This window comes from Ciceribacter ferrooxidans, from assembly GCF_004137355.1.
Classification (GTDB): domain Bacteria; phylum Pseudomonadota; class Alphaproteobacteria; order Rhizobiales; family Rhizobiaceae; genus Allorhizobium; species Allorhizobium ferrooxidans.
Window position 1 is genome coordinate 99,401 of the sequence record NZ_SDVB01000238.1, and the last position, 23,050, is coordinate 122,450.

Below are 23,050 nucleotides of genomic sequence, written 5' to 3' on the forward strand. Positions count from 1 at the left end.
GAATTCGCATCGGTATAGTGCAGAATATGAATGAACCGCCTGTAGTCAACTGCGAGTTGGGCCCCCATGACAAAAACTGAATTCGTTTCCTCCGACAGCATCCGCGCCGCGTTTTCGGCGGCCATGTCGGCGATGTACCGCAACGAGGTTCCCGCTTACGGGACCCTGATGTCGCTGGTCGCCCAGGTGAACGAGGGGGTGCTTGCCGAAGACCCGGGGATGAAGCAGCGTCTTGCCGAGACCGATACGCTCGACCGGATCTCCGAGGAGCGTCACGGCGCGATCCGGCTCGGCACGGCGCAGGAGCTGTCGACGATCCGGCGCGTGTTCGCGGTGATGGGAATGCATCCGGTCGGCTATTACGACCTTTCCACCGCCGGCGTTCCCGTCCATTCGACGGCCTTCCGCCCCGTCGGCGACACGGCCCTGAAGCTCAACCCGTTCCGCATCTTCACCTCGTTGCTCCGGCTGGACCTCGTCCGGGACGAGCAGCTGCGCGCGGATGCGGCGGAGGTCCTGTCGAAGCGGAAGATCTTCACCGACGGGGCGCTCGAACTTCTCGACAAGGCCGAGAAGCAGGGCGGGCTCGACCGGGACGACGCCTCGCGGTTCGTCGAGGAGGTCCTGCAGACCTTCCGCTGGCACGACAAGGCGATCGTCAGCGCCGAAATGTACCGTCGCCTCCACGATGCCCACCGTCTCGTCGCCGACGTCGTGTCCTTCAGGGGTCCCCACATCAATCACCTGACGCCCCGCACGCTCGACATCGACGAGGTCCAGCGCCGGATGCCGGTCGAGGGGATTTCTCCGAAGGCGATCGTGGAGGGGCCGCCGACCCGTCAATGCCCCATCCTGCTGCGCCAGACGTCCTTCAAGGCGCTCGAGGAAGCGGTGGCGTTCGAGGACGGCAAGGGTGGCTGGCGCTCCGGTTCGCATACGGCCCGTTTCGGCGAGATCGAGCAGCGGGGCGTGGCGCTGACGCCCAAGGGCAGGGCGCTCTACGATCGTCTGCTGAACGAGACGCGCGAGCGCTGCCGGCCGGCGGCGGACGGCTCCAACGCCGCCGAATACGAGGCGGCTCTCGCCGACGTGTTCAAGGCGTTCCCCGACGACTGGAACGCGATCCGCAAGGCCGGGCTCGGCTACTTCAGCTATTCGCTCACCCCGGCCGGCGAAAAGGCCGACAGGACGGGCATGGACCTCGAAACCGCGATCGCGAACGGCCTCGTGCAGTTCGACCCGATCACCTATGAGGACTTCCTGCCCGTCAGCGCTGCCGGCATATTCCAGTCCAACCTCGGCGACGATGCCACGCAGGAATTCGTTGCCAGCCCCAATCAGCGGATGTTCGAGCGGGATCTCGGCGCGAGCGTACTGGACGAATTCGCCCACTATGCCGCGATCATGCAGGCGTCCATCGATCGTTGTCTCGGCGACGGCCGGCTGGCGGCGGCTGCGGAGTGACGGCTTCGATGGATCTGTCCGCGCATATTGCGGCGCTCCGCAGCCTGATCGGTGAAGCCGCCGTGCTCGACGATCGGGCTGACATGGCGGCCTATGCGACGGGTGCACGCTACGACGAGGGCCGCGCGGCCTTCGTCGCGCGACCCTCGACGACCGAACAGGTGTCCGCCGTCGTCTCCTACTGCGTCCGCAACGATATCCCCCTGGTGCCCCAGTCGGGGAACACGGGTCTCGTTTCCGGCTCCACGCCCGATACGACCGGGACGCAGGGGGTGCTGAGCCTCGATCGCCTCACCGGTGTTTTCGATCTCGACGTCGCCAACCGCTCCGTGCGGGCGGGTGCGGGGCTCCGTCTCTCCGATCTCAACGCGCGGCTCGAAGACGCAGGCCTGTTCTTCCCGATCGATCTCGGCGCCGACCCGCGTCTGGGCGGGATGCTCGCCACGAACACCGGCGGGTCCAGGTTCCTGCGATACGGGGACGTGCGTCGCAACACGCTCGGACTGAAAGTCGTTCTTGCCGATGAAGAGGGGACGGTGCTCGATCTCTCGGACGAATTGCGGAAGAACAATACCGGTGTCGACTTCAAGCAGATATTCATCGGAACGTCCGGCGCCTACGGCGTGATCACCGAATGCGTGCTGAACCTCGAGGCGCTGCCGCGTCAGGTCGCGACCGCCTTGCTGATGCCGGCCTCGATCGATCGCGTGCCTGAACTTCTCTCCCATATGGAAGCTGCGCTCGGCGGCTACCTCTCGGCCTTCGAGGGCATGTCGGGCAACGCCATCAGCGCCGCGCTCGACCACGTCCCCTCGCTCCGCAACCCGTTCCAGGGCGGCATTGTCCCCGAATTCGTGATCCTTGCGGAGATTTCGAGATCGAATGCTCCGCGGAAGGGTGAACAGAGCCTCGACGAGGTGCTGGAGACCGTGCTGGAAGAGGTCTGGGAGACGCATGAAGGCCTGCTCGCGGACGCACTCGTTGGCCCGCCGCAGGAAATCTGGGCCATGCGTCACGCGCTGTCCGAAGGCGTCAAGCATCGTGGCCGGCTGATCGCGTTCGACCTTTCGTTTCGCCGCGGCGACGTCATGGCCTTCCTCGCCCGGATGAGGAGGGAGCTGCCGTCGAACTTCCCCGATGTCGCCATCTGCGACTTCGGCCACGTCGGTGACGGTGGCGTGCATTTCAACCTCGTCGTCGCAAGGGACGATGCCCGGCTGCAGGACGACGGCTTCGAAAACGCCCTGAGGACCTGGGTATTCGATATCGTCGTTCGGGATTTCGGCGGAAGTTTCAGCGCCGAGCACGCGATCGGCAGAAAGAACCAGGCCTATTACGATCGATACACACCCGCGGAGATACGCAGGCTGGCAACCGGACTGAAGGCGGTCCTGTCGCCCGGCCGGATCGGCGCCGCGCGCTTTTGAAAAATGGTCGGCGTCAGCCGCAAAACAGGGAATTCAACGGAGAACGACAATGACAAATGCCGTCGATGTAAAAAAAGAAGCCGCAAGCCTGCTCGACAAGCTGGGCGTGAGCCGCGACACGTGGACCGGGGGCGACATGCCGGCCTACAGCCCCGTATCCGGTGAGGAGATCGGCCGTCTCAGGACCGTCTCCGCTGCGGATGCCGGCAAGATGATCGACGACGCCCACGAGGCGTTCCTGCAGTGGCGGCTCGTTCCGGCGCCGAAGCGCGGCGAGCTCGTCCGTCTGCTCGGCGAGGAGCTGCGTGCGTCCAAGGCGGATCTCGGCCGGCTCGTCTCGATCGAAGCCGGCAAGATCACGTCGGAGGGCCTCGGCGAGGTCCAGGAGATGATCGACATCTGCGACTTCGCGGTCGGCCTGTCGCGCCAGCTCTACGGTCTCACGATCGCGACGGAACGCCCCGGACACCGCATGATGGAGACCTGGCATCCGCTCGGCGTGGTCGGCATCATTTCCGCGTTCAACTTCCCGGTCGCCGTCTGGGCGTGGAATGCGGCGCTTGCTCTGGTCTGCGGCAATCCCGTGGTCTGGAAGCCGTCCGAAAAGACGACGCTGACTGCCCTTGCCGCCGATGCCATCCTCAAGCGGGCGATCAGGCGTTTCGGCGATGCCCCGGCAAACCTCTCCCAGGTTCTCGTCGGTGACCGCGCGATCGGCGAGGTCCTCGTCGATCATCCCAGGGTGGCGCTCGTCTCGGCGACGGGCTCGACCCGCATGGGCCGGGAGGTCGGTCCGCGCCTCGCCCGGCGCTTCGCCCGCTCGGTCCTCGAACTCGGCGGCAACAATGCCGGCATCGTCTGCCCCTCGGCCGATCTCGACATGGCACTCCGGGCGATCGCGTTCGGCGCCATGGGCACGGCTGGCCAGCGCTGCACGACCTTGCGCCGGCTCTTCGTCCACGAAAGCGTCTACGACCAGCTCGTGCCGCGCCTGAAGAAGGCCTATCAGAGCGTCTCCGTCGGAAACCCGCTGGAGACCTCGGCGCTTGTCGGTCCGCTCATCGACAAGCCGGCATTCGACGGCATGCAGAAGGCGCTCGCCGCGGCCAAGGCCGAAGGCGGCTCCGTCACCGGCGGCGAACGCGTCGCCGAGGCCGGGAAGGATACCGCCTACTACGTCAAGCCCGCTCTCGTGGAGATGCCGCGGCAGGCCGGGCCGGTGCTCGAGGAAACCTTCGCCCCGATCCTCTACGTGATGAAGTATTCGGACTTCGACCAGGTCCTTCGGGATCACAACGCGGTGTCTGCTGGGCTTTCCTCCTCGATCTTCACGCTCGACATGCGGGAGGCCGAGCGCTTCCTGTCTGCCGACGGTTCGGATTGCGGCATCGCCAACGTCAACATCGGTACGTCCGGTGCCGAGATCGGCGGCGCGTTCGGCGGCGAGAAGGAGACGGGCGGCGGTCGCGAGTCCGGATCGGATGCCTGGAAAGCCTATATGCGCCGGGCGACCAACACGGTGAACTACTCCAAGGCCCTTCCGCTCGCCCAGGGCGTGTCGTTCGAGATCGAGTGAGCGCCATGGCCGATATCGCAGTACCCCCTGTAGCCGAGTTCCGGTCGGCGTCGCGCATCGCCTCGATCGGCGTCTCGAAGATCCTCATGATCGGCGCGCGGGCCGCCGCCCGCAAGCGCGAAGGACGGCCCGTCATCGTCCTCGGGGCGGGTGAACCGGATTTCGACACCCCCGAAAACATCAAGGAAGCCGCGAAGGCGGCGATCGACCGTGGCGAGACGAAATACACCGCGCTCGACGGGTCGCCCGAGCTCAAGAAGGCGGTGGCGGAGAAATTCCGCCGCGAAAACGGCGTGGACTACGCCGTCGACGAGATCACGGTCGCCACCGGCGCCAAGCAGATCCTGTTCAACGCCTTCATGGCCAGTCTCGATGCCGGCGACGAGGTCATCATTCCCACGCCGTACTGGACCTCCTATTCGGACATCATCGAGGTTTGCGGCGGCGTGCCGGTGCTCATTCCCTGTGATGCGGCATCCGGGTTCCGGCTGACGGCCGACCGCCTCGAAAAGGCGATCACCCCGAAGACGAAGTGGGTTCTGCTGAACTCGCCTTCCAATCCCTCCGGAGCGGCCTATGGCGAGGCGGATTATCGTCCGCTGCTCGACGTGCTTCTGCGCCATCCGCATGTCTGGCTCATGGTCGACGACATGTACGAGCACATCGTCTATGACGACTTCGACTTCGTGACCCCGGTCGCGCTGGAGCCCGCATTGAAGTCCCGCACGTTGACCATCAACGGTGTCTCCAAGGCCTATGCCATGACGGGGTGGCGCATCGGCTATGCGGGCGGTCCGAAGGCGCTGATCAAGGCGATGGCCGTCATCCAGAGCCAGGCGACCTCATGCCCGAGTTCCGTCAGCCAGGCTGCGGCGGTCGAAGCGCTGAACGGACCTCAGGACTTCCTCGCGGAGCGGCAGGCGAGCTTCAGGCGGCGGCGCGATCTCGTCGTGTCCGCCCTCAACAAGATCGACGGCATCGAGTGCCGCGTGCCCGAAGGCGCGTTCTACACGTTTGCGAGCTGTAAGGGCATGATCGGCCGCACGGCGCCCGACGGGAAGCGGATCGAGAGCGATACCGACTTCACCGACTATCTTCTGGAGACGGTGGACGTCGCCGTCGTTCCGGGCTCGGCATTCGGCCTTTCTACGTATTTCCGCATTTCCTATGCGACGTCGGAGGCGGAACTGACCGAGGCACTCTCGCGGATCGCAGCAGCCTCCGCGGCCCTCGCCTGACAAGCGAAGACACCGCGCAGCGGTGTCTTCCAGCACAAGTATTCCAGTGCCGGGGTGTCGCGCCGAGGGAAACCATCCGCGCGACGCCCAGTCTGCCCCCCAGACCGTCGGCGGCTTATCGGCAGTAGTCGCGATCGGTTACCCGAACGCTCATCTGTGACCCGCCGGTGCTGCAGATGAACGAGCCGCTCTCGGGCTCGACAAGAGACGGCCCGCTGCTGTTCAATCGCCCTTCTTAGAGGCCGCGATACGCTTCACCTCCGCGGCCGCTGTTTCCAGCAGCCGGTCCGACAGTTTCTCGCCCGTCAGGATCCGGGAGAGAGACATCGCGCCGACCATGAGCGAAAGTGCTGCCATTGCCTTGCGCGACGCGTCTGCGTCATCGCTGGCCGGCATCATTTCTTCGAGGACTTGCAGATGTGCCTTGATGCCATCCTGGAATGGCTTGCGGACCTCCGGGCTCTGGCGAGCAGCATCGGCGCCGAGAGCCACCAGCGGGCAGCCATCCCCCGTTTCTCCGCGGTGTCCTGGAGAAAGATAGAAATCGATGACGGCCTGGAGCGGATCGGAACTCGAAGCCGCCGCCGATGACCACCTGCGGGTCGCGCTTTCCATAGCTCGCTGCGACGCAAGTGCCGCAAGATCATCCTTGGATTCGAACTGCTTGTAGAAGCCGCCCTGGGTGAGGCCGGCCCCCTTCATCAGATCCTTGAGGCCGATGCCGTCAAAGCCCCTCTCGCGAAAGAGCCTGCTGGCGACATTGATGACCGTCTCGCGGTTCGCCTCGGCCTGGGCGCGACTGACTCTCATGACTGCCTCCATTTAGATTACTATTGACATCTATATGTCATTTAGAGTTAGGTTGCAATCTAAGAATTGTGTCGCCACCGTCAAGAAGGTCAGTGTCATGAAACGTAAGATCCTCCTCTCAACCGTGGCAGTGGCTGCTCTCGTCGGTGCCGCCGCTGCGTTTTTCCTGCTTCCATCCACGAACAGGGATGCGGAGGCGGCAGATCCCCGCAGTCTGCCTCCGCTCGTCAGCGTGACGAAGGTCAAGACCCCGGATACCGCGAACCGAAGCTTCACCGGCACGGTTGCTGCCCGGGTGCAGAGCGATCTCGGCTTTCGGGTTCCCGGAAAGATCGTCGAACGGCTCGTCGGCCTTGGCGAAGAAGTCAAGGCCGGGCAGCCACTGATGCGGGTTGACGATACAGACCTGCGTCTTGCCCTGTCGGCAAAGCGCAATGGTGTTGCCGCGGCCAAGGCAACATTCGTTCAGGTGCAGGCCGACGAGCGGCGGTATGCTGCCCTCGTCAAGAACGGCCTGGCAGCGTCTCCGCAGAAATACGAACAGTCGAAGGCCGCGCTCGATACCGCGACCGCCCAGCTTGCTGCGGCCGAAGCAGAGGCGAAGGTCGCCGAAAACGAGGCGGCATATGCAGTCCTCGTGGCAGACGCGGACGGCACGATCGTCGAGACGCTCGGCGAACCGGGGCAGGTGGTCTCGGCGGGCCAGCCGGTTGTCCGGTTGGCGAAGGCGGGACCTCGCGAAGCGCTCGTCTGGTTGCCGGAAAATCTTCGTCCCGAGCTCGGCGCCGTCGCGAAGGCGAAGATCTATGGTAACGGCACCGAAGAGGAAGCGGCGCTCAGACAGATTTCCGACGCTGCCGATCCTCAGACCCGCACCTATGAAACACGCTGGGTCTTGCAGGGGTCTGCGGCGTCCGCGCCACTCGGGGCAACGGTCACGATCAGCCTGCAGAACGAAGCGGCACAGTCACATGCCGAAGTCCCCGTCGGCGCACTGCTGGATGACGGCGTCCGCATGGGCGTCTGGGTCTTGAACGAGCAGACTTCCAGTGTGCACTTCCGGGAAGTGAAGGTCGAACGGATCGGCGAGGAGAGGGCCGTCGTCTCAAATCTAATGACCGGGGAGGTCATCGTCGCCCTCGGCGCGCATCTGCTTCAGGACGGCGCAAGCGTGCGCACCGGTGTAGAGAAGGCAGAGGCGGCAAACTGATGAGCTTCAATCTCTCCGCACTCGCCGTTCGTGAGCGAGCCGTCACCCTGTTCTTCATCGTCCTGCTGGCCGCGGCCGGCGCCTATGCGTTCGTCAAGCTCGGTCGGGCCGAAGACCCGTCGTTCACGATCAAGACGCTCACGGTTACGTCTGTCTGGCCGGGCGCGACCGCGCGTGAGATGCAAGATCTCGTCGCCGAGCCGCTCGAAAAGAGGATACAGGAACTGACCTGGTACGATCGTGTGGAAACGACGACGCGGCCGGGTTACGCCTTCCTGACCGTCACGCTCAAGGACAATACTCCGGCTTCGGCTGTCGAAGGAGAATTCTACCAGGCGCGCAAGAAACTCGGCGACGAAGCCCGAAATCTGCCTGCCGGCGTCATTGGTCCTTTTGTCAACGACGAGTATTCCGACGTCAGTTTCGCCCTTTATGCCCTGAAAGCAAAGGGCATGGCGATGCGCGACCTCGTGCGGCAGGCCGAGACGATCCGTCAGGACATGCTTCACGTCCCTGGCGTCAAGAAAATCAACATTCTCGGTGAGCAGCCGGAACAGATCTTCGTCGAATTTTCCTACTCCAAGCTGGCAACGCTCGGGATCTCTGCACAAGACATCGCTGCTGCCCTGCAGCGGCGCAACACCGTGACTCCCGCAGGATCGATTGATACGCAAGGCCCCCAGGTCTTCATCCGGTTCGATGGCGCCTATGACAGCGTCGAGTCGATTGCCGATACGCCGATCGTCGCCGCCGGACGCATCCTCAAGCTGTCGGATTTCGCCGAGATTCGTCGCGGATACCAGGACCCTCCCACCTATCTCATTCGCCACGACGGCGAGCCCGCCATCATGCTGGGCGTGGTGATGCAGCAGGGTTGGAACGGTCTGGAACTCGGCAAGGCCCTGGAGGAGCGGTCCTCGACCATCGCGCAAGCCCTCCCGCTCGGCATGACGCTCGCGAAAGTGAGCGATCAGGCGGTCAATATCGAGGAAGCGGTCGGCGAGTTCATGCTGAAATTCGCCATGGCTCTCGGCGTCGTCCTGTTCGTGAGCCTCATCAGCCTCGGCTGGCGCGTCGGTATCGTCGTCGCACTTGCCGTTCCGCTGACGCTCGGCGTGGTCTTCCTCATCATGCTGGAGACCGGACGCTTTTTCGACCGCATCACGCTCGGCGCATTGATCCTGGCGCTCGGTCTGCTCGTTGACGATGCCATCATCGCCATCGAAGTCATGGTGGTGAAGATGGAAGAAGGCATGGACCGCATCAAGGCGGCCGCCTATGCTTGGAGCCACACGGCCGCCCCGATGCTGTCGGGTACCCTCGTCACCATCATCGGGCTGATGCCGGTCGGCTTCGCCAGATCCACCGCCGGCGAATATGCCGGCAACATCTTCTGGATCGTCGGCTTTGCGCTGATCGTCTCGTGGATCGTGGCGGTGATCTTCACGCCCTACCTCGGCGTCAAGATGCTGCCGGCGATCAAGCCGGTGGAAGGTGGCCACCACGCCATCTACAACACACCGAATTACCGGCGCCTTCGTGGTCTGATCGAATTCGCCGTCCGTCACAAGTTCCTGACCTGTGGCCTTGTCGGTGTCGCCATGGCCGTCTCGGTCATCGGCATGGGGTCCGTAAAGCAGCAGTTTTTCCCGACGTCGGACCGTCCCGAGGTTCTGGTGGAAGTGCGGATGCCGGAAGGGACCAGCATCGAGACGACGACCGAAACGGTCGAGAAACTCGAAGGCTGGCTGAAGGAACAGCCCGAAACGAAGATCGCGACCAGCTATATCGGTCAGGGCGCACCGCGCTTCTTCTTCGCCATGGCACCCGAACTTCCGGACCCGGCATTCGCCAAGATCGTTGTACTGACGCCGGACGCGGAAGCACGCGAGGCTCTCAAGCACCGCCTGCGGACGGCAATCGCCAGCGGTCTCGCTCCGGAGGCTTATGTGCGGGTGACGCAACTCGTCTTCGGCCCTTATACGCCGTTCCCGGTCGAGTTTCGTATCATGGGACCGGACCCGGATGAACTGTACAAGATCTCCGAACAGGCTCTCGCGCTCATGAAGACTGTTCCCGATGTCCGCCAGACGAACCGCGACTGGGGCAACCGCACTCCTGTCCTGCGTTTCATTCCCGACCAGGACCGGCTCAACCTCATCGGCCTTTCTCCGGCAGAGGCTGCCCAGCAGATGCAGTTGTTGCTGAGCGGGGTTCCGATCACACAGGTGCGCGAAGACATTCGCAACGTTTCCGTCATTGCGCGCAGTGCCGGCGAAAACAGGCTCGATCCCTCGCGGCTGGCGGACTTCTCGCTGATGAGCAGGAACGGTCGTCCGGTGCCACTCGACCAGATCGGCCACTCCGAAATCCGTTTCGAGGAGCCGGTCATGAAGCGCCGTGACCGCACCCCTGTCGTCACGATCCGTTCGGACATCAACGAGGCGACGCAGCCGCCGGAAGTCTCCAAGGAAATCCTGAAGGCCCTGCAGCCTCTGATCGCCTCGCTTCCGGTCGGATACCGGATCGAAATGGGTGGCAACATCGAAGAGTCACTGAAAGCGAATACGGCACTTGTCCAGATCTTCCCGGCGATGATTGCCGCCATGCTCATCGTCATCATCCTTCAGGTTCGGAGCCTGTCGACGATGACGATGGTCATGCTGACCGGGCCGCTCGGCCTTGCGGGCGTCGTTCCCGTCCTGCTCATGTTCAACCAGCCCTTCGGCTTCAACGCCATCCTCGGCCTGATTGGACTGGCCGGCATCCTGATGCGAAACACGTTGATCCTGACGGAGCAAATCAAGGAAAACCAGGCGGCGGGTCTCGATGACTATCATGCCGTCATCGAAGCGACCGTGCAGAGGACGAGACCCGTCATCCTGACGGCGCTTGCTGCCGTGCTCGCATTCATCCCGCTGACGCATTCGGTCTTCTGGGGATCCATGGCCTATACGCTGATCGGCGGCACGGCCGTCGGAACGGTGATGATCCTGCTGTTCCTGCCGGCCCTTTATGCGACCTGGTTCCGTATCAGGCCGCCCAAGGCAGAAGCGCACCCGCAGCCCGGCCAAGAGGTTGAGGGTTCCGAACTGGCGCTGGCAGCTGAGTGACCCGATGTCGCGCCGTGACAGCTGGTTCTTCGACTGGACGCGGGCGCTGGGCGATTTCTCTGATCCGAACATGCGCTCGTCTCCGCAGGCAGGCTGTGGATCGTCGAGGACTGAGCGTCTGATGCCGTCGTGCAATTCATCGACATTTTTGGCCTTTCCCGCTCAACACCCCTTGATTTTTTATATTATGGATGACATCTATCATTAAGATAGATTTCGAACAACATCTATTTTTCCTCATGTCGCCGGTTCGTCCGTGCTGGTGACAAGCGGTTGACCTGGAACAGAAGATAGATCGCAGCAAAGGAGGCCACTGTGCCCAAACAGAAAGTTGTCGTGATAACAGGGGCGTCTTCAGGGATCGGCGAGGCCACGGCCCGTCTTCTCGCGCAGAACGGCTACTGCGTATTCGGGGGTGCACGTAACCCGAGCCGGGCGAGGCCGATCTCCGGCGTCAAATTCGGGACACTTGATGTGACCGATGATGCATCGGTCGTGAGCTTTGTCGATTGGGTTCTGTCCGAGGCCGGAAAGATCGACATCCTGATCAATAATGCAGGGGTTTCCCTGGCAGGCCCGGTCGAACAAACGTCGATTGCCGAAGCAACGAAGGTCTTTGATGTCAACGTCTTCGGCCCGCTGCGCATGATCCGGGCGGTCCTGCCGTCGATGCGGAGTGCGCGCAGCGGTCTCATCGTCAATATCAGCTCGGTTCTGGGCTTCCTGCCGGCGCCGTTCATGGGCATCTACGCGAGCACCAAACACGCGCTCGAGGGCATGTCCGAATCTCTCGATCACGAGATCCGGGATTTCAACGTGCGCGTCATCCTGATGGAACCAGCGTTCACGAACACCAATCTCGACGTCAATTCGGCGAATACGGAGGCGCCCTTGGGCGTGTATTCCAGCCAGGTCGAGGCGACGATGAAGACCGTCGTGGCACAGATCAAGTCTGCACCGGGTCCGGAGCTGGTCGCAGAGAGGATTCTTGCAGCCCTCGAGGGCCCGTACAAGATGCGTCAGCCCGTAGGACGCCAGGCAACTCTCCTCAGCCGATTGCGCAGGTTCGTGCCGGCAAAGGGCTTCGACGGAAGCCTGCGAAAGTCGTTCGGATTCCGCAAGGCCTGACTTGCGGAGAACGTGATGCCAAAACCGGGTCGGCTCGCACGCTCCAAGCATGCGGGCACCCGAAGGCACCATACTCGCGAGAGGCGTCTTGATCTGCCGAACCGGAACGCGGCGTAGGATCGAACGGCCGAGCTCTCCGATCCTTCGGGAATTCTCAAAAGTGGTATCGAACCTGCACTGGCCGACATCTTCATCCGGGAACATCCTGCGATATTCCGCTCGGGGAGCGCCGCGCGTTCAGTGGAAGGAACGGGCTTGAATAGCCGATGAGCCGGGGAGGGCCCGACTCATCGTGATCGCCGTTTTGGTGCTGGAGGTCTGGACGATCGAGGGGCGTATTCGGCCCTAGAACTTGTAGCTCGCGCCGACGAGAACCTTGTGCTGGGTCGCTCCGAAATCCCCGATCGCCGAGCCGAAATCCTTCTTCCCGAAATCGGAGTACCGATACTCGCCCCTCATCAGGATATTGTCGGTGATCGCATATTCGACGCCGCCGCCGGCGGTCCAGCCGATCAGGATATCATCCTTCTTCCCGGTGCCGGGCACCTCCACCTTGCCCCCTGCAGCGGTGGCGCCGACGGTTGCAAAGACCAGGGTCCGGTCAAGAGCGTAGCCGACGCGCGCCCGACCGGAAGCTTCCCATTCGAGCCCTGCATCGTTCTTGTCGTCGAAGTTGTAGTTGAAATCGTTCTCGATGCCGTAGACGATGTTTCCGGACTGGAAGTTGTAGCCGGCATGGAGGCCCGCGAGGCCGCTGTCGACATCCTGGTCCGCCCCGAGGACGGTCGTCTTGTTCCAGGAATATCCGCCTTGCGCGCCGAGATAGAAGCCTGACCAATCATAGGGCGTGTACGCCTGCTGCTCGGGAGGGCTGGCGGGTTCCTCGAAAACGAGGTCGGCGGCGGCTGCAGGCAGGGCTGCCGCGATTGCCAGGACGGTGAGGGTTGTCAGTCTGATCTGCATGGGGTACCTCGTCTTTGCTGGGGAAAGAGAAGACGCCGCTTGATGCGGCGCCCGGCTCATGAAGCGAAACATGGCGCAAGCCAATGTTGCGGAGTGTCCTTTGATGTTGCGTTTTGTTGCGGCGCTCGGGCCTCGGGTCAGGTCCGACGGACTTGCGGATCGATCACCGATGGAGGGTTCTTGCACCGCGTCGAGCGTCAATGGGCTTCGTGGACCACGCCGACGATCTCTCCCCGGCGGGATACGCTCACAAGCAGGTCGTCGCCGTCTCGTGATGCCCTCAGCAGATATCGTTCGCCCACGTTCGTCACGTCCCTGACACGATAGCCACGGCGCTCCAGGAGGCGGATCGCGTCATATGGGCCGAAACTCGCCCAGCGGTTCGTCCAGCCGTCCCTCGTGTCGTGACGGCGATTCCACCGCCGAAGAGACTCGCCCTCGGCCCGACCTTCGCCAGAATAGACACCCGACGGCTGGTCCTCGTAGATGACGACTTGGGCCCGAGCTGCAGGACTGGACCCCATTGTCGTGGCAATGGCCATTCCGACCGCCATGAAACGCTTCCTCATCGCTCAACCTTTCCTTTTTGCCTGGTTTACGACGCACTGCTGCCGCAGGAGCACAGCCGCGTGATCATGACCGTCACCGTTTCCGATGGTGTGCTTTTTGATTGAGAAATGTTGCGCGGAAGGGCCGTGATCTTGCCCCTCAGACGATTGCCGTCGAGGTGAGGCTGTCCACGATGACTGTCGCGACGTCGCAGGCGATCACCACCTGAAGCAGGAAGATCAGCACCCCCTGCCGATTGCGTCGACGTTCGCGTTGGCCACCGTTCACCCAGGGCGTCGGCGCCGACGTAGGATATCTGATCCAGAATATGGCCAGCCAGGGGATGTCGAAGACTGCGAACTGAAGCGCCGTCGCGCCGAGAAGCCAGAAGACCACGTTGCCGCCCAGGCAGACAAGGCAGACAAGGCGGTTCTGGGGATGGACCCGCCTCGTCGAGGCCCGCCATGCTTGCGCGACCTGCGACGGCATATTGCCGATCTTCGTGTTGTTCACTGTTTCTGTCGCCTTTGCGGAGTGGAAGTCCGGCAGCAGGGCAGCAGATCCTGAGGGCGCTGTGTGTTGAGTCTTGTTGCGGGAGATTTTTTGATGATCGCGAAGGTCCGGACACATGCGGAGAAATGGCGACCGTGTGGAGAGGTCTGAAGACCGTGTACGCCTGCTGCAACAAAACTGAACAAATCAGAACGTTGCTTTGCGTTTGAAGCTCTAAGGATGAGCTTCGAAAGGAGCACCTTCGATGTTGTTTTCACCGTCCCGAGAACCGGAACCTCAGGTTCTGATCGTCCTGGAGAGTCTCCGGACCTCCATGCGCATTCAAGCGCTTCTGTCCCGATATGGGGTGTCGGCTACCCCGGTCTCGCTCGCCGCACTGGACGAAGACCGGCCGTTCACGGGCTCCCGGCTCGTCGTGACCTATACGGCCATGATCGGTCGCGTCAGGTCGGCGCTGGACCTGCCGGTGGTCAATGTCGAGACACAAAACGCAACACGATAGAACACCAGTTGACATCGAACCGGCTATTGACAGGAGCCAGACAGTCACAGAGGGCATTCTCTCGATGCATACATATTCCGCCGTGGCCGACCGACTGCAGGTTCTGGTCTGCCTGTCCAACCCCAGAGGGCTGTTGCTCGTGAATGAAATACTGACCCGGGAAGGCTTTGCGGTTACGACGGCAAGTACTGTGGGCGAATTCGAGGATGCGATGCGGTTGGGCGGGTTCAGTGCGATTGTGACGGCGACCGAGGCTATCGGCACGATCCGGGAGATAACGAGGCTGCCGGTCGTCAATATCCGGGCGTCCATCCGCGAATGGGCGGACGCGCAGACGGGCGATCGTAGCTGCCTATTCGACAGGGCGGCCTTCGTGGCCGGGCTCCGGAGCGCCGCCACAAGCAGCCTCGTCGGACCGGGGACGAGCCGATGACCGGAAGGCGCGCGGTTCCGGTCGCAAAAGCGAACCCGCCCGAGCATATCGGCAAGCGGATCGTCCTGCACTTTCCCGGTTTCGAGCCGCTGGATGCGCACAAGCACCGCCAGCGCTACGAGCGTTCACTGCGAAAGACGACGACGGTCTGGGGTTTTTCAGCCGACGCAGGCCCGATCCGCGGCCCTGGCGCCTGCCGGTATTTCGACGTCGAAAGTCAAGGCGCAACGTGGTGCACGTCGAGCCGCATCCATATCTTCGACCACAACGACATCGTCGAGCAACTGAACGGACGGCCGCTTGCCCGGCGGCTGGCCCTTGGGTTCGTCGGTGCCGCTCGCGTCGTTCTCGGAGGTGGCGCATTTGCCTATTTCCGGCACGCCTGGCGCTTCGGCCTGTTTTTCGTCTTTCCATTCCTGCTTGTCGGGCTGGCGATGGCGGCGAGCCTCGTCATCGCCGCATATCCGCACTGGCTTGGTCTTGCTCCGTGGCACTATCCGCTGGCGATCGTGCTTGCCTACGCCTTCTTCTTCTCGATTTTCCTTCCGTGGTCGGATCGGTTTCACACCCTGCATCTGTTCTCCGACTGGGAGATGGCGGTCGCGCTGGCGCATCTCGACCGGCCCGACGTCCTCGGCTGGCTCGAGGACTGTGCGGCGTCGGCCAGGGCGGCGCTCTGCGAGGAGGCGGACGAATATGTCATCAGCTCCCACAGCATGGGTTCGAGTGTCGCCGTGCATGTCCTCGGAATGCTGCTCGAAAGGGAGCCCGACTTGCTCGAAGGAAAGCGCGTGGCCTTCGTCACGCTCGGAGGAGCGGTTCTGCAATGTGCCTTGCTGCGCCCGGCCAGGATGCTGCGGGCGCGGGTGGGTGTGATCGCCCGCGCGACGGAAATATCATGGCTGGACATCCAGTGCCTGACGGACGCGGTCAATTTCTATAGGTCGAAGGTGGTTGCGCTCGCCGGACATCCGGATGCCCCCCAGGCCCAAATCGCGTTCATCCGCATCAAGCACATGCTGTCCCCGGAACGCTACCGGCGGATCAAGCGGGATCTGTTGCGCGTCCACCGGCAATACGTTCTCGACGGCGACCAGCGCGCATCCTTCGACTTTTCGCTGATGACGGCCGGACCACTTCCCGCCGTGTGGTTCGCAAACGACATACGCGCTCACATGCCGTAGATTGGCCGTGACGATCCGATTCCGAGATGTCTCATGACGTCTTACCCCACGGTCGAGGGATCTCGTGTCAAAATTCCGGAAATTCGCGGCCGGCGACGGAAGCACGATGCGCTTGGCACTGTAATGGTGGTAGCGGGAGAGTGCTTCCGCCAATACCGTGCGACGGTCGATATCGTATGCTGAGCCGGTTTCGTGGCGGGTCCAACATTGGCGGGCGGCGTGGTGCCCGGAGATCGATGTGCCGCGGATCGCCGTCCGGCATTCGCGCGTCACGTCGTTCACAAGATCAGGGACGTGGCGGCGCCTGCTGCACGCGAAATTGACGATGGACTTGCTCGAGTGCCCACCGCGCATTGCCTTTCCCAACGGCGAATGGAATGTCGACCTCGGTGGTAGCAAGCTATGGGAGCCTTGGCGCGTTCGAAGGTCTCGTGAGAAGATGACCGACGGCGTCGAAGACGAAGACACCGGGGCTGATCGAAGCCTCGGTGCCCGGCTGATACTGTCTCTTGATCTGTCCGGCCGATTTGGCGAGGTTCACATACCTGTCATGCCCGAGGCCATCATTGTCTTCGATCCCGGTGATGTCGACCAGCCGAAGATTATGATCTTCTGCTGCCGCGACGACTCTTGCATCGTCGACATCCGATGTCCCGACCCGCGGCCGCTCGCGGCCGAGGAAGCTCGATGCGCCGAGCGCCTTGTCCTCTTTGGAGACCAGCAGGGTAATGGGGCGAGGCAGCCGGCCGATGTCGTTCAACTGGGAAAGGAAGAGATCGACGTCGATATCTGCCGCTGCCAGAACGATATCGAGTTTCTGGGTGGTGCTCGACTGCTTCTCGAGTTCCAGCTGGCGCACCGCCTCGATGGCGAGCAGCGACCCCATGCTGTGGGCGAAAAGCACGATGTGTTTGACGCCCTGTGTTCGACCGATCAGGACGAGCAACCTCGTAAGTTCCGTCCGTGAAGCCAGGGCTTCGTCCTTGTCTGCGACATAGCCGGTGAGGCTTGCCTGCGACGGCCAGGAAAAAAGGATCGGCGGTGGCAGCGTCCTGGCGTCGGCGCCGAGTTGCGCGGTCCGGAAAAGTGCCTCCTGATGGCTGTAGTTGTAGCCATGCACGAAGACGCCGACAGTCCCGTCGTCGTCGACGGTGCGCTCAACTTCGGCCGAGAACTGCGACAGGGTCAGATCATCATGGTCCGTGACGATGAATTGCCGTCGCGGATCGGCGGGAACCGTTGGATAAATGATGCTGGCGGCGGGTCGGTTCGCGGGAACTGAAAACCGATACCGTTCGAAGCCCAGATTGTCCGATCGCCGGCCCAGCGGATCGTCGTCCTTTGATCTCAATTTCCGGTTTGTCGCCGCAAGCACGATGACTTCGTGCGCCGGCTGCCCGAGCACGCGTGGTGTCAGGACTTCCTCGGTGGGACGGGAGACGCATCCCGTGACCAGCAGCATCAATGTCGCGACCAAAAGGAGTCGCCAGGCGTCGGGGCGGAAACGGAGCATCTGCGGGCCTTTTCGCAGGGGGTACCGGGTACCGGGATAGGAGGGCGCCCGGGTTATGCCCGGGCGCCTGCTCACGGAGTGACCTCGCCGGTCATCTCGTCGGGCTTGCGAATGCGGAACCAGACGACATAGAGCGCCGGCAGGAAGAGCAGCGTCAGCACCGTCCCGACGATGATGCCGCCCATCATCGCGTAGGCCATCGGGCCCCAGAAGATCTCGCGAGCAATCGGGATGAGTGCAAGAGAGGCGGCGGCCGCCGTCAGCATGATCGGACGCATGCGGTGTTCGGCGGCCTCGCGGACCGCGTCCCAGGCATGCCTGCCGGATTTGCGCAGCGTGTCGATCTCGACGACCAGAATGACCGAGTTGCGGATGAGAATGCCGATCAGTGCCAGCACGCCGAGGATCGCGACGAACCCCAGGGGTGCACCGCTCGGCAGCAACGCGCCCACCACGCCGATCAGGCCGAGAGGGGCGACGATGACCACCATCAACAGACGCTGGAAGCTTTGCAGCTGGAACATCAGGATCGTCGCCATCGTGAGCAGCATCAGCGGGACGACGGCGGCGATCGGCGCCTGGCTCGTTGCGCTGCTTTCGACGGAGCCGCCGGTTTCCACGCTGTAGCCGCCCGGCAGCTTGGCCGCGAAGGCGTCGATGGCGGGCTTCAGTCGCTGGTCGATTGTAGCCGGCTGGGTGTCGTCCGCAATCGCCGCCTTGACCGTGATCGTCGGAATGCGGTCACGGCGCCAGATCACCGGTTGCTCCAGTTCGTAGCGGAAGTTGGCGATCGAGGCGAGCGGAACCGATTGGCCGTTGCTGCCGGGCAGCTGCAGGTTGCGCAGCGTCTCGATCGACTCCCGCTCGTCCTTGGTGGCGCGAGCCACCACATTGACCAGATAGATGCTGTCGCGGATCTGGGTGATGGTCGAACCGCCCGTTATGTTGTTGAGCGACGTCGCGATGTCGGACGAGCTGACGCCGAGCTGGCGGGCCTTGTCCTGCAGCACATCGACTTTCACTACCCGGGCCGGCTCGTTCCAGTCGAAGACGATACTGGTGAGGCGCGGGTCCTGGCCGACGATGCCGGCCAATTCCTGGGCATAGGCGCGCACCATCTGCGGGTCGGGGCCACCCACGCGATACTGGACGGGACGACCGACCGGAGGGCCGAGTTCCATCTGCTTCACGAAGACGTCCGTCCCCGGATATTCCTCCTCGGCGGCGGTCTTCAGCTTGGCCATCAGGCGGTCACGCGCGTCGATATCCTTCGCGACGACGACCATCTGTCCGAAATTGTTCGTCGAAGGCTGGACGTCGAACGAAAGCACAAAGCGCTTGGCGCCCTGCCCGACATAGGAGGTCCAATGGTCGACATCGGGGTCGCCGGCGATGTGCTTGGCCTCGAAGGCATCCATATCCGCCTTGGTCTGGGCGATGGTATAGTTCTGGCGGGCCGTCCAGTCGATAATCAGCTCAGGCCGATCGGACGCCGGGAAGAACTGCTGCTGCACGAAGCCCATGCCGTAGACGGAAAGACCGAACATCGCCACGGTGGCCAGGATCGTTGCCTTGGGCCAATGCATGCAGGCGGCGAGAATCCTGGAAAACACGCGCGCCAGCAGGCTCTTCTGTTCGTGATGCGCCTTCATCGTCTTCGGCAGCATCAACACGCCGAGCAGGGGGGCAAACAAGACCGCGACGATCCACGAGACGATCAGCGAGATCGCGATGACCACAAAGAGCGAGAAGGTGAATTCACCCGCCGCACTGTCGTTGAGACCGACCGGTATGAAGCTCGCGACGGTCACGAGCGTGCCGGTGAGCATCGGAAAGGCGGTCGAGGTCCACACGGCCGTTGCCGCCTTGGACAGGGGTTGGCCGTGCTCCAGCTTGGATACCATCATCTCAATCGCAATCATCGCGTCATCCACCAGCAGGCCGAGTGCGATGATGAGTGCGCCGAGGGAAATGCGCTGCAGCGAGATGCCGAGATATGCCATGAAGACGAAGGTGATCGCCAGAACCAGCGGGATCGAGACGGCGACGACGAGGCCGGCGCGCATGCCAAGGCTGAGGAAGCTGACGACGAGAACGATGGCGATGGCCTCGAAGAGGGCCTTGGTGAAACCGCCGACGGCCTCGTCCACGACGACCGCCTGGTCTGCCACGTGATGCACGCCGATGCCGATGGGCATGCCGGCGATGACCTTGTCCATCTTTTCCGACAGCGCCTCGCCGAAGTTCAGCAGGTTGGCGCCGGGCTTCATGCCGATCGCCAGTCCGATGGCGGGCTTGCCGTTGACGCGGAAGAGCGGCTGCTCGGGATCGGAATAGCCGCGCGTGATCTTGGCGACGTCGCTCAATCGGAAGAAGCGGTCGTTGACGCGCAGGTTGATGTCACGCAGCGCATCTTCGGTGGCGAACTGGCCGGAAACGCGCAGGTTGATGCTCTCTTCACCGGTACGCAGCGTGCCGGAGGCGACGACGGCGTTCTGGTTCTGAAGCGTCTCGATGATATCGCTCTGGCTGAGGCCGAGCGCCGCCGTCTGCTTCGTCGAGAATTCCAGATAGACGACCTCGTCCTGCGCACCGATCAGGTCCACCTTGCCGACATTCGGCACGGAGAGAATCTGCTGGCGGGCTGCCTCGAGATAATCGCGCAGCTGGCGCTGGCTCAGCCCGTCGGCAGTGAAGGCGTAGATATTGCCGTAGACGTCGCCGAAGCTGTCGATGAAATAGGGACCCTGGACACCCTGAGGCAGGTTGGGCGTGATGTCACCGATCATGTTGCGAACCTTGACCCAGGTCGGCTTCACGTCCGCGGCCTTCGTATTTTCCCGCAGGTTGACGTAGATCGTCGTCTGCCCGGGCGTGTTGATGCTCTTCGTGTAGTCGAGCGATTCAAGTTCCTGCAGCTTCTTCTCGATCCGGTCGGTGACCTGACTCGTCATCTCGTCCACGGAGGCGCCGGGCCAGGAGGCCTGGATCAACATGGTCTTGATGGTAAAGTCCGGATCCTCCTCGCGACCGAGATTGATGTAGGACAGGACGCCCGCGACACTGGCGAGGATCATGAAATACCAGACGAGCGACTTGTGCTGGAGCGCCCATTCGGAAAGATTGAATTTCGTGTTCATTGCGGCATCTCGTCTGGGATTCTGACAGGTTGATCATCGGCGAGTGAATTGACACCCGCCGTCACGACACGCTCGCCTTCGTCAAGGCCGCTGAGGACGTCGACACCGCCGGCGGCGGATGGACGGATCGTTACGGTACGGCGCTGCACCTTCCTGGCGGCCGGATCGACCACCCAGACGAAACGGGCGCCGTCATCGCCGCCGATCGCCGTTTCCGGCAGCCAGAGGTGGCCTTCGCTCGGTGCGACGGGTGTCGCGGTGATCGTGCTTCCGAGCCTGAAGCTGTCCGGCGGGCTCTCCAGCGCGATCTTGGTGCGGCGGCTGCGTGTGGCCGCGTCCGCCTGCGGGGACACCTCGCGCACCGTGCCCGTGACCTTCACCTCCGGGTTGGCCTGCAGGATCACCTCGAAGGGGGTGCCGATCGCGGTCAACTGGTTGTAGCTGTCGGGAATGTCCACCACGGCATCGCGTGCCTCCAGGCGCGCGATCGTCAGTACGGTCTGGCCTGCGGTTACCACTTGCCCGACTTCGGCGGAGAGGGATGATACGACCCCGTCCGATTCCGCGTTCAGGACTGCATAGTCCAGCTGTTCGCGCGCTTTCGTCAGGCTGGCCCGCAATTGCTGCAGGGTCGCCTCGGCCGCCTCGCGTGACTGGACGGCCTCTTCCACCTGCTCCTTCGTCGTGGCGTTGGAGGCGAGGAGCGTCCGTTGGCGCTGCTCGTTTACCCGAGCCAGATCAAACTTGGCCTCGGCCGAGGCGAGGTCGGCTTCCGCCTGCCTGACGGCCAACTCGAGGCTGGTGGCATCCAGGCGGGCGAGTTCCTGGCCCTTTTGCACAAGGTCGCCGACATTGACGTCACGCGAGACGATGCGGCCCAAAACCTGGAAACCGAGATCCGTACTGAACTTGGCCTCGACGGTTCCGACAAAGCCGAAGGTGGTTGCCTCGCGTGGCTTGGCCAGCATGGAGAGCACGGGCCGCACCGGCGCCTCGGTCGCCTTTTCCTCCGAGCATGCGCTGAGGCCGGCCGACAGCAGGATGAGAGGGAGGAAGAACTTGAACCTCATCGGGTCGACTCCTCGGTGTAGGAAACGGACTGGTTCTCGCGGAGGAACTGGCCGCCTTCGACGACGATCAGTTCGCCGGCTTGCAGGCCGCCGGAGAGTACGACCCTCGAGGCGTCGTATCGTTCGATGATGACTGGCTTCATCCGGGTGATCTTCGTATCGGGGTCCACGACCCAGACCGCCGGCTTGCCGGCCTTGGAGAACATCGACTGCCACGGAATGGAAACGCGCTCCCGCCGGGCCAGGACCACATTGGCGATAATGGCCGAGCCGAGCGTCATTTCCGCCGGCGGATTGGAAATCGCAAGCTTCACGCGCACCGTGCCGAGCGATCGATCGAGTGCGGGGCTCACCTCGCGCGGCGTCGCCTGCGCCTTGACGTCGGGGCGCGACAGCAGCGCGACCTCCATCGACTGCGGCACGGTGCGGCTGATGGCCGATTCCTGCACGTTGAAGACGGCGTCGCGCTCGCCGTCGTGCGCCAAAGTGAAGACGGTGGTGGAAGCCTGGACCACCTGGCCGGTCTCGACATCGCGATCGGTGATCGTACCATCGGCATCGGCGCGCAACTCGGTCTGCTGCAGGGCCTCGATCGCCGTCTCGAGCTTGGCGCGCGCGGCTTCCAGGTCCTTTCCGGCCGACTGGTACTGCTGCAGCGCGCTGTCGAGATTCTGCTGCGACATGGCGCCGGTCTGGGTCAGCGCCTTGCGCCGGGTAAGAACCGAGCTCGTCATGCGCAGCGTCGCCTCCTGCGACGCGACTGCTGCCCGCGCCGACTCCAGGTCGGCCTTCTGCTCGGTTGGATCGAGTGTCGCCAGCACCTGACCGGCCATCACATGGTCGCCGACGCCGGCGGTGCGCGAGATAACGCGGCCGCTGATCTTGAAGGAGAGGTCGCTTTCGACGCGTGCCTTGATCTCGCCCGTCGCCGACGCGCGGACGACATCACTCGTCACCGTCGCGGCCTCGACCCTGACATGGGCGGCATCGGCCGTCGCTTGTTTGTTTCCTGCGTCGCAAGCAGTGAGCGCAAGAACCGAGAGCGCGGCGAGTGTCGGTGCCGCTCCGAATCTACGGTCCCATCTGGCGCGTTCGGGCGCCCTGGCTGACGTCTGTGGCATATCTGTTTCCCGGGAGTCTGTGGGTGAAAGGCATTTTATTCATCACGTGTTGAATATAATCCGCGAATGCGCTATGCTTGTCAAGTATCAAGAGGA

At 63.0% G+C, this 23,050-nt stretch carries 18 protein-coding genes; 10 read left to right on the forward strand and 8 right to left on the reverse strand.

What is annotated here, in order from left to right:
* Positions 1–66: 66 nt before the first annotated feature.
* The 4 genes from hglS to EUU22_RS11425 are packed head-to-tail and all read left to right on the forward strand — an operon-like array spanning position 67 to position 5,705.
* Positions 67–1,464: a 2-oxoadipate dioxygenase/decarboxylase HglS gene (hglS, locus tag EUU22_RS11410; RefSeq protein ID WP_129332118.1), complete on the forward strand. Its 1,398-nt coding sequence runs from the start codon at positions 67–69 to the stop codon at positions 1,462–1,464.
* Between the two features lie 8 nt (positions 1,465–1,472).
* Complete coding sequence (locus EUU22_RS11415) at positions 1,473–2,891, forward strand: FAD-binding oxidoreductase (protein ID WP_129332119.1); 1,419 nt, start codon at positions 1,473–1,475, stop codon at positions 2,889–2,891.
* Positions 2,892–2,940: 49 nt separating this feature from the next.
* Entirely contained in the window at positions 2,941–4,467 is a 1,527-nt protein-coding gene (gene amaB / locus EUU22_RS11420; protein ID WP_129332120.1) for an L-piperidine-6-carboxylate dehydrogenase, read from the forward strand.
* Between the two features lie 5 nt (positions 4,468–4,472).
* Positions 4,473–5,705 carry a pyridoxal phosphate-dependent aminotransferase gene (locus EUU22_RS11425; RefSeq protein WP_129332121.1) on the forward strand — a complete coding sequence of 411 codons (1,233 nt, stop codon included), beginning with the start codon at positions 4,473–4,475 and terminating at the stop codon, positions 5,703–5,705.
* Between the two features lie 222 nt (positions 5,706–5,927).
* Here EUU22_RS11425 and EUU22_RS11430 read toward each other — a convergent pair whose 3' ends face one another.
* Positions 5,928–6,515: a TetR/AcrR family transcriptional regulator gene (locus EUU22_RS11430; protein ID WP_129332122.1), complete on the reverse strand. Its 588-nt coding sequence runs from the start codon at positions 6,513–6,515 to the stop codon at positions 5,928–5,930.
* Between the two features lie 97 nt (positions 6,516–6,612).
* Between EUU22_RS11430 and EUU22_RS11435 the strand changes: the two genes are divergently transcribed.
* The 3 genes from EUU22_RS11435 (at position 6,613) to EUU22_RS11445 (ending at position 11,966) form a co-directional block, all read left to right on the forward strand.
* Positions 6,613–7,725, forward strand: a complete 1,113-nt coding sequence (locus tag EUU22_RS11435) for an efflux RND transporter periplasmic adaptor subunit (protein WP_129332123.1) — start codon at positions 6,613–6,615, stop codon at positions 7,723–7,725.
* Positions 7,725–10,838, forward strand: a complete 3,114-nt coding sequence (locus tag EUU22_RS11440) for an efflux RND transporter permease subunit (RefSeq protein ID WP_129332124.1) — start codon at positions 7,725–7,727, stop codon at positions 10,836–10,838. The genes EUU22_RS11435 and EUU22_RS11440 overlap by 1 nt, the downstream gene beginning before the upstream one ends.
* A 315-nt stretch (positions 10,839–11,153) precedes the next feature.
* The gene (locus EUU22_RS11445; RefSeq protein WP_129332125.1) at positions 11,154–11,966 is read left to right on the forward strand and encodes an oxidoreductase; all 813 of its coding nucleotides are present in this window, start codon (positions 11,154–11,156) and stop codon (positions 11,964–11,966) included.
* A gap of 345 nt (positions 11,967–12,311) precedes the next feature.
* On the opposite strand, the gene EUU22_RS11450 is transcribed toward EUU22_RS11445, so the two are convergent.
* From EUU22_RS11450 to EUU22_RS11460, 3 genes are all read right to left on the reverse strand, one after another.
* Complete coding sequence (locus EUU22_RS11450) at positions 12,312–12,929, reverse strand: outer membrane protein (protein ID WP_129332126.1); 618 nt, start codon at positions 12,927–12,929, stop codon at positions 12,312–12,314.
* 197 nt (positions 12,930–13,126) lie between these two features.
* Complete coding sequence (locus EUU22_RS11455) at positions 13,127–13,483, reverse strand: hypothetical protein (RefSeq protein ID WP_245485005.1); 357 nt, start codon at positions 13,481–13,483, stop codon at positions 13,127–13,129.
* A 154-nt stretch (positions 13,484–13,637) separates the two neighbouring features.
* On the reverse strand, positions 13,638–13,991 hold the full coding sequence (locus tag EUU22_RS11460; RefSeq protein ID WP_129332128.1) for a hypothetical protein: 354 nt from the start codon (positions 13,989–13,991) through the stop codon (positions 13,638–13,640).
* Positions 13,992–14,235: 244 nt separating this feature from the next.
* On the opposite strand from EUU22_RS11460, the gene EUU22_RS11465 reads away from it, so the two are divergent.
* The 3 genes from EUU22_RS11465 (at position 14,236) to EUU22_RS11475 (ending at position 16,110) form a co-directional block, all read left to right on the forward strand.
* Positions 14,236–14,493 (forward strand): hypothetical protein, encoded by a 258-nt coding sequence (locus tag EUU22_RS11465; RefSeq protein ID WP_129332129.1) that lies wholly within the window; start codon positions 14,236–14,238, stop codon positions 14,491–14,493.
* Between the two features lie 64 nt (positions 14,494–14,557).
* Entirely contained in the window at positions 14,558–14,926 is a 369-nt protein-coding gene (locus tag EUU22_RS11470; RefSeq protein WP_129332130.1) for a hypothetical protein, read from the forward strand.
* Positions 14,923–16,110 (forward strand): hypothetical protein, encoded by a 1,188-nt coding sequence (locus tag EUU22_RS11475; protein WP_129332131.1) that lies wholly within the window; start codon positions 14,923–14,925, stop codon positions 16,108–16,110. The genes EUU22_RS11470 and EUU22_RS11475 overlap by 4 nt, the downstream gene beginning before the upstream one ends.
* A gap of 400 nt (positions 16,111–16,510) precedes the next feature.
* Here EUU22_RS11475 and EUU22_RS11480 read toward each other — a convergent pair whose 3' ends face one another.
* The 4 genes from EUU22_RS11480 to EUU22_RS11495 form a co-directional block, all read right to left on the reverse strand.
* Positions 16,511–17,623, reverse strand: a complete 1,113-nt coding sequence (locus EUU22_RS11480; RefSeq protein WP_129332132.1) for an alpha/beta hydrolase — start codon at positions 17,621–17,623, stop codon at positions 16,511–16,513.
* A gap of 71 nt (positions 17,624–17,694) precedes the next feature.
* The gene (locus EUU22_RS11485) at positions 17,695–20,763 is read right to left on the reverse strand and encodes an efflux RND transporter permease subunit (protein WP_129332133.1); all 3,069 of its coding nucleotides are present in this window, start codon (positions 20,761–20,763) and stop codon (positions 17,695–17,697) included.
* Positions 20,760–21,833 (reverse strand): efflux RND transporter periplasmic adaptor subunit, encoded by a 1,074-nt coding sequence (locus EUU22_RS11490; RefSeq protein ID WP_129332134.1) that lies wholly within the window; start codon positions 21,831–21,833, stop codon positions 20,760–20,762. The genes EUU22_RS11485 and EUU22_RS11490 overlap by 4 nt, the downstream gene beginning before the upstream one ends.
* Positions 21,830–22,954, reverse strand: coding sequence for an efflux RND transporter periplasmic adaptor subunit (locus tag EUU22_RS11495; RefSeq protein WP_129332135.1), 1,125 nt, complete (start codon positions 22,952–22,954; stop codon positions 21,830–21,832). Before EUU22_RS11495 ends, EUU22_RS11490 begins: the two co-directional genes overlap by 4 nt.
* Between the last annotated feature and the right edge of the window lie 96 nt (positions 22,955–23,050).

Coding starts and splice junctions, on each gene's coding strand:
- hglS (WP_129332118.1), top strand. CDS start 67: ATGACAAAAACTGAATTCGTTTCCTCCGACAGCATCCGCGCCGCGTTT.
- EUU22_RS11415 (WP_129332119.1), top strand. CDS start 1,473: ATGGATCTGTCCGCGCATATTGCGGCGCTCCGCAGCCTGATCGGTGAA.
- amaB (WP_129332120.1), top strand. CDS start 2,941: ATGACAAATGCCGTCGATGTAAAAAAAGAAGCCGCAAGCCTGCTCGAC.
- EUU22_RS11425 (WP_129332121.1), top strand. CDS start 4,473: ATGGCCGATATCGCAGTACCCCCTGTAGCCGAGTTCCGGTCGGCGTCG.
- EUU22_RS11430 (WP_129332122.1), bottom strand. CDS start 6,515: ATGAGAGTCAGTCGCGCCCAGGCCGAGGCGAACCGCGAGACGGTCATC.
- EUU22_RS11435 (WP_129332123.1), top strand. CDS start 6,613: ATGAAACGTAAGATCCTCCTCTCAACCGTGGCAGTGGCTGCTCTCGTC.
- EUU22_RS11440 (WP_129332124.1), top strand. CDS start 7,725: ATGAGCTTCAATCTCTCCGCACTCGCCGTTCGTGAGCGAGCCGTCACC.
- EUU22_RS11450 (WP_129332126.1), bottom strand. CDS start 12,929: ATGCAGATCAGACTGACAACCCTCACCGTCCTGGCAATCGCGGCAGCC.
- EUU22_RS11455 (WP_245485005.1), bottom strand. CDS start 13,483: ATGGCGGTCGGAATGGCCATTGCCACGACAATGGGGTCCAGTCCTGCA.
- EUU22_RS11465 (WP_129332129.1), top strand. CDS start 14,236: ATGTTGTTTTCACCGTCCCGAGAACCGGAACCTCAGGTTCTGATCGTC.
- EUU22_RS11470 (WP_129332130.1), top strand. CDS start 14,558: ATGCATACATATTCCGCCGTGGCCGACCGACTGCAGGTTCTGGTCTGC.
- EUU22_RS11475 (WP_129332131.1), top strand. CDS start 14,923: ATGACCGGAAGGCGCGCGGTTCCGGTCGCAAAAGCGAACCCGCCCGAG.
- EUU22_RS11480 (WP_129332132.1), bottom strand. CDS start 17,623: ATGCTCCGTTTCCGCCCCGACGCCTGGCGACTCCTTTTGGTCGCGACA.
- EUU22_RS11485 (WP_129332133.1), bottom strand. CDS start 20,763: ATGAACACGAAATTCAATCTTTCCGAATGGGCGCTCCAGCACAAGTCG.
- EUU22_RS11490 (WP_129332134.1), bottom strand. CDS start 21,833: ATGAGGTTCAAGTTCTTCCTCCCTCTCATCCTGCTGTCGGCCGGCCTC.
- EUU22_RS11495 (WP_129332135.1), bottom strand. CDS start 22,954: ATGCCACAGACGTCAGCCAGGGCGCCCGAACGCGCCAGATGGGACCGT.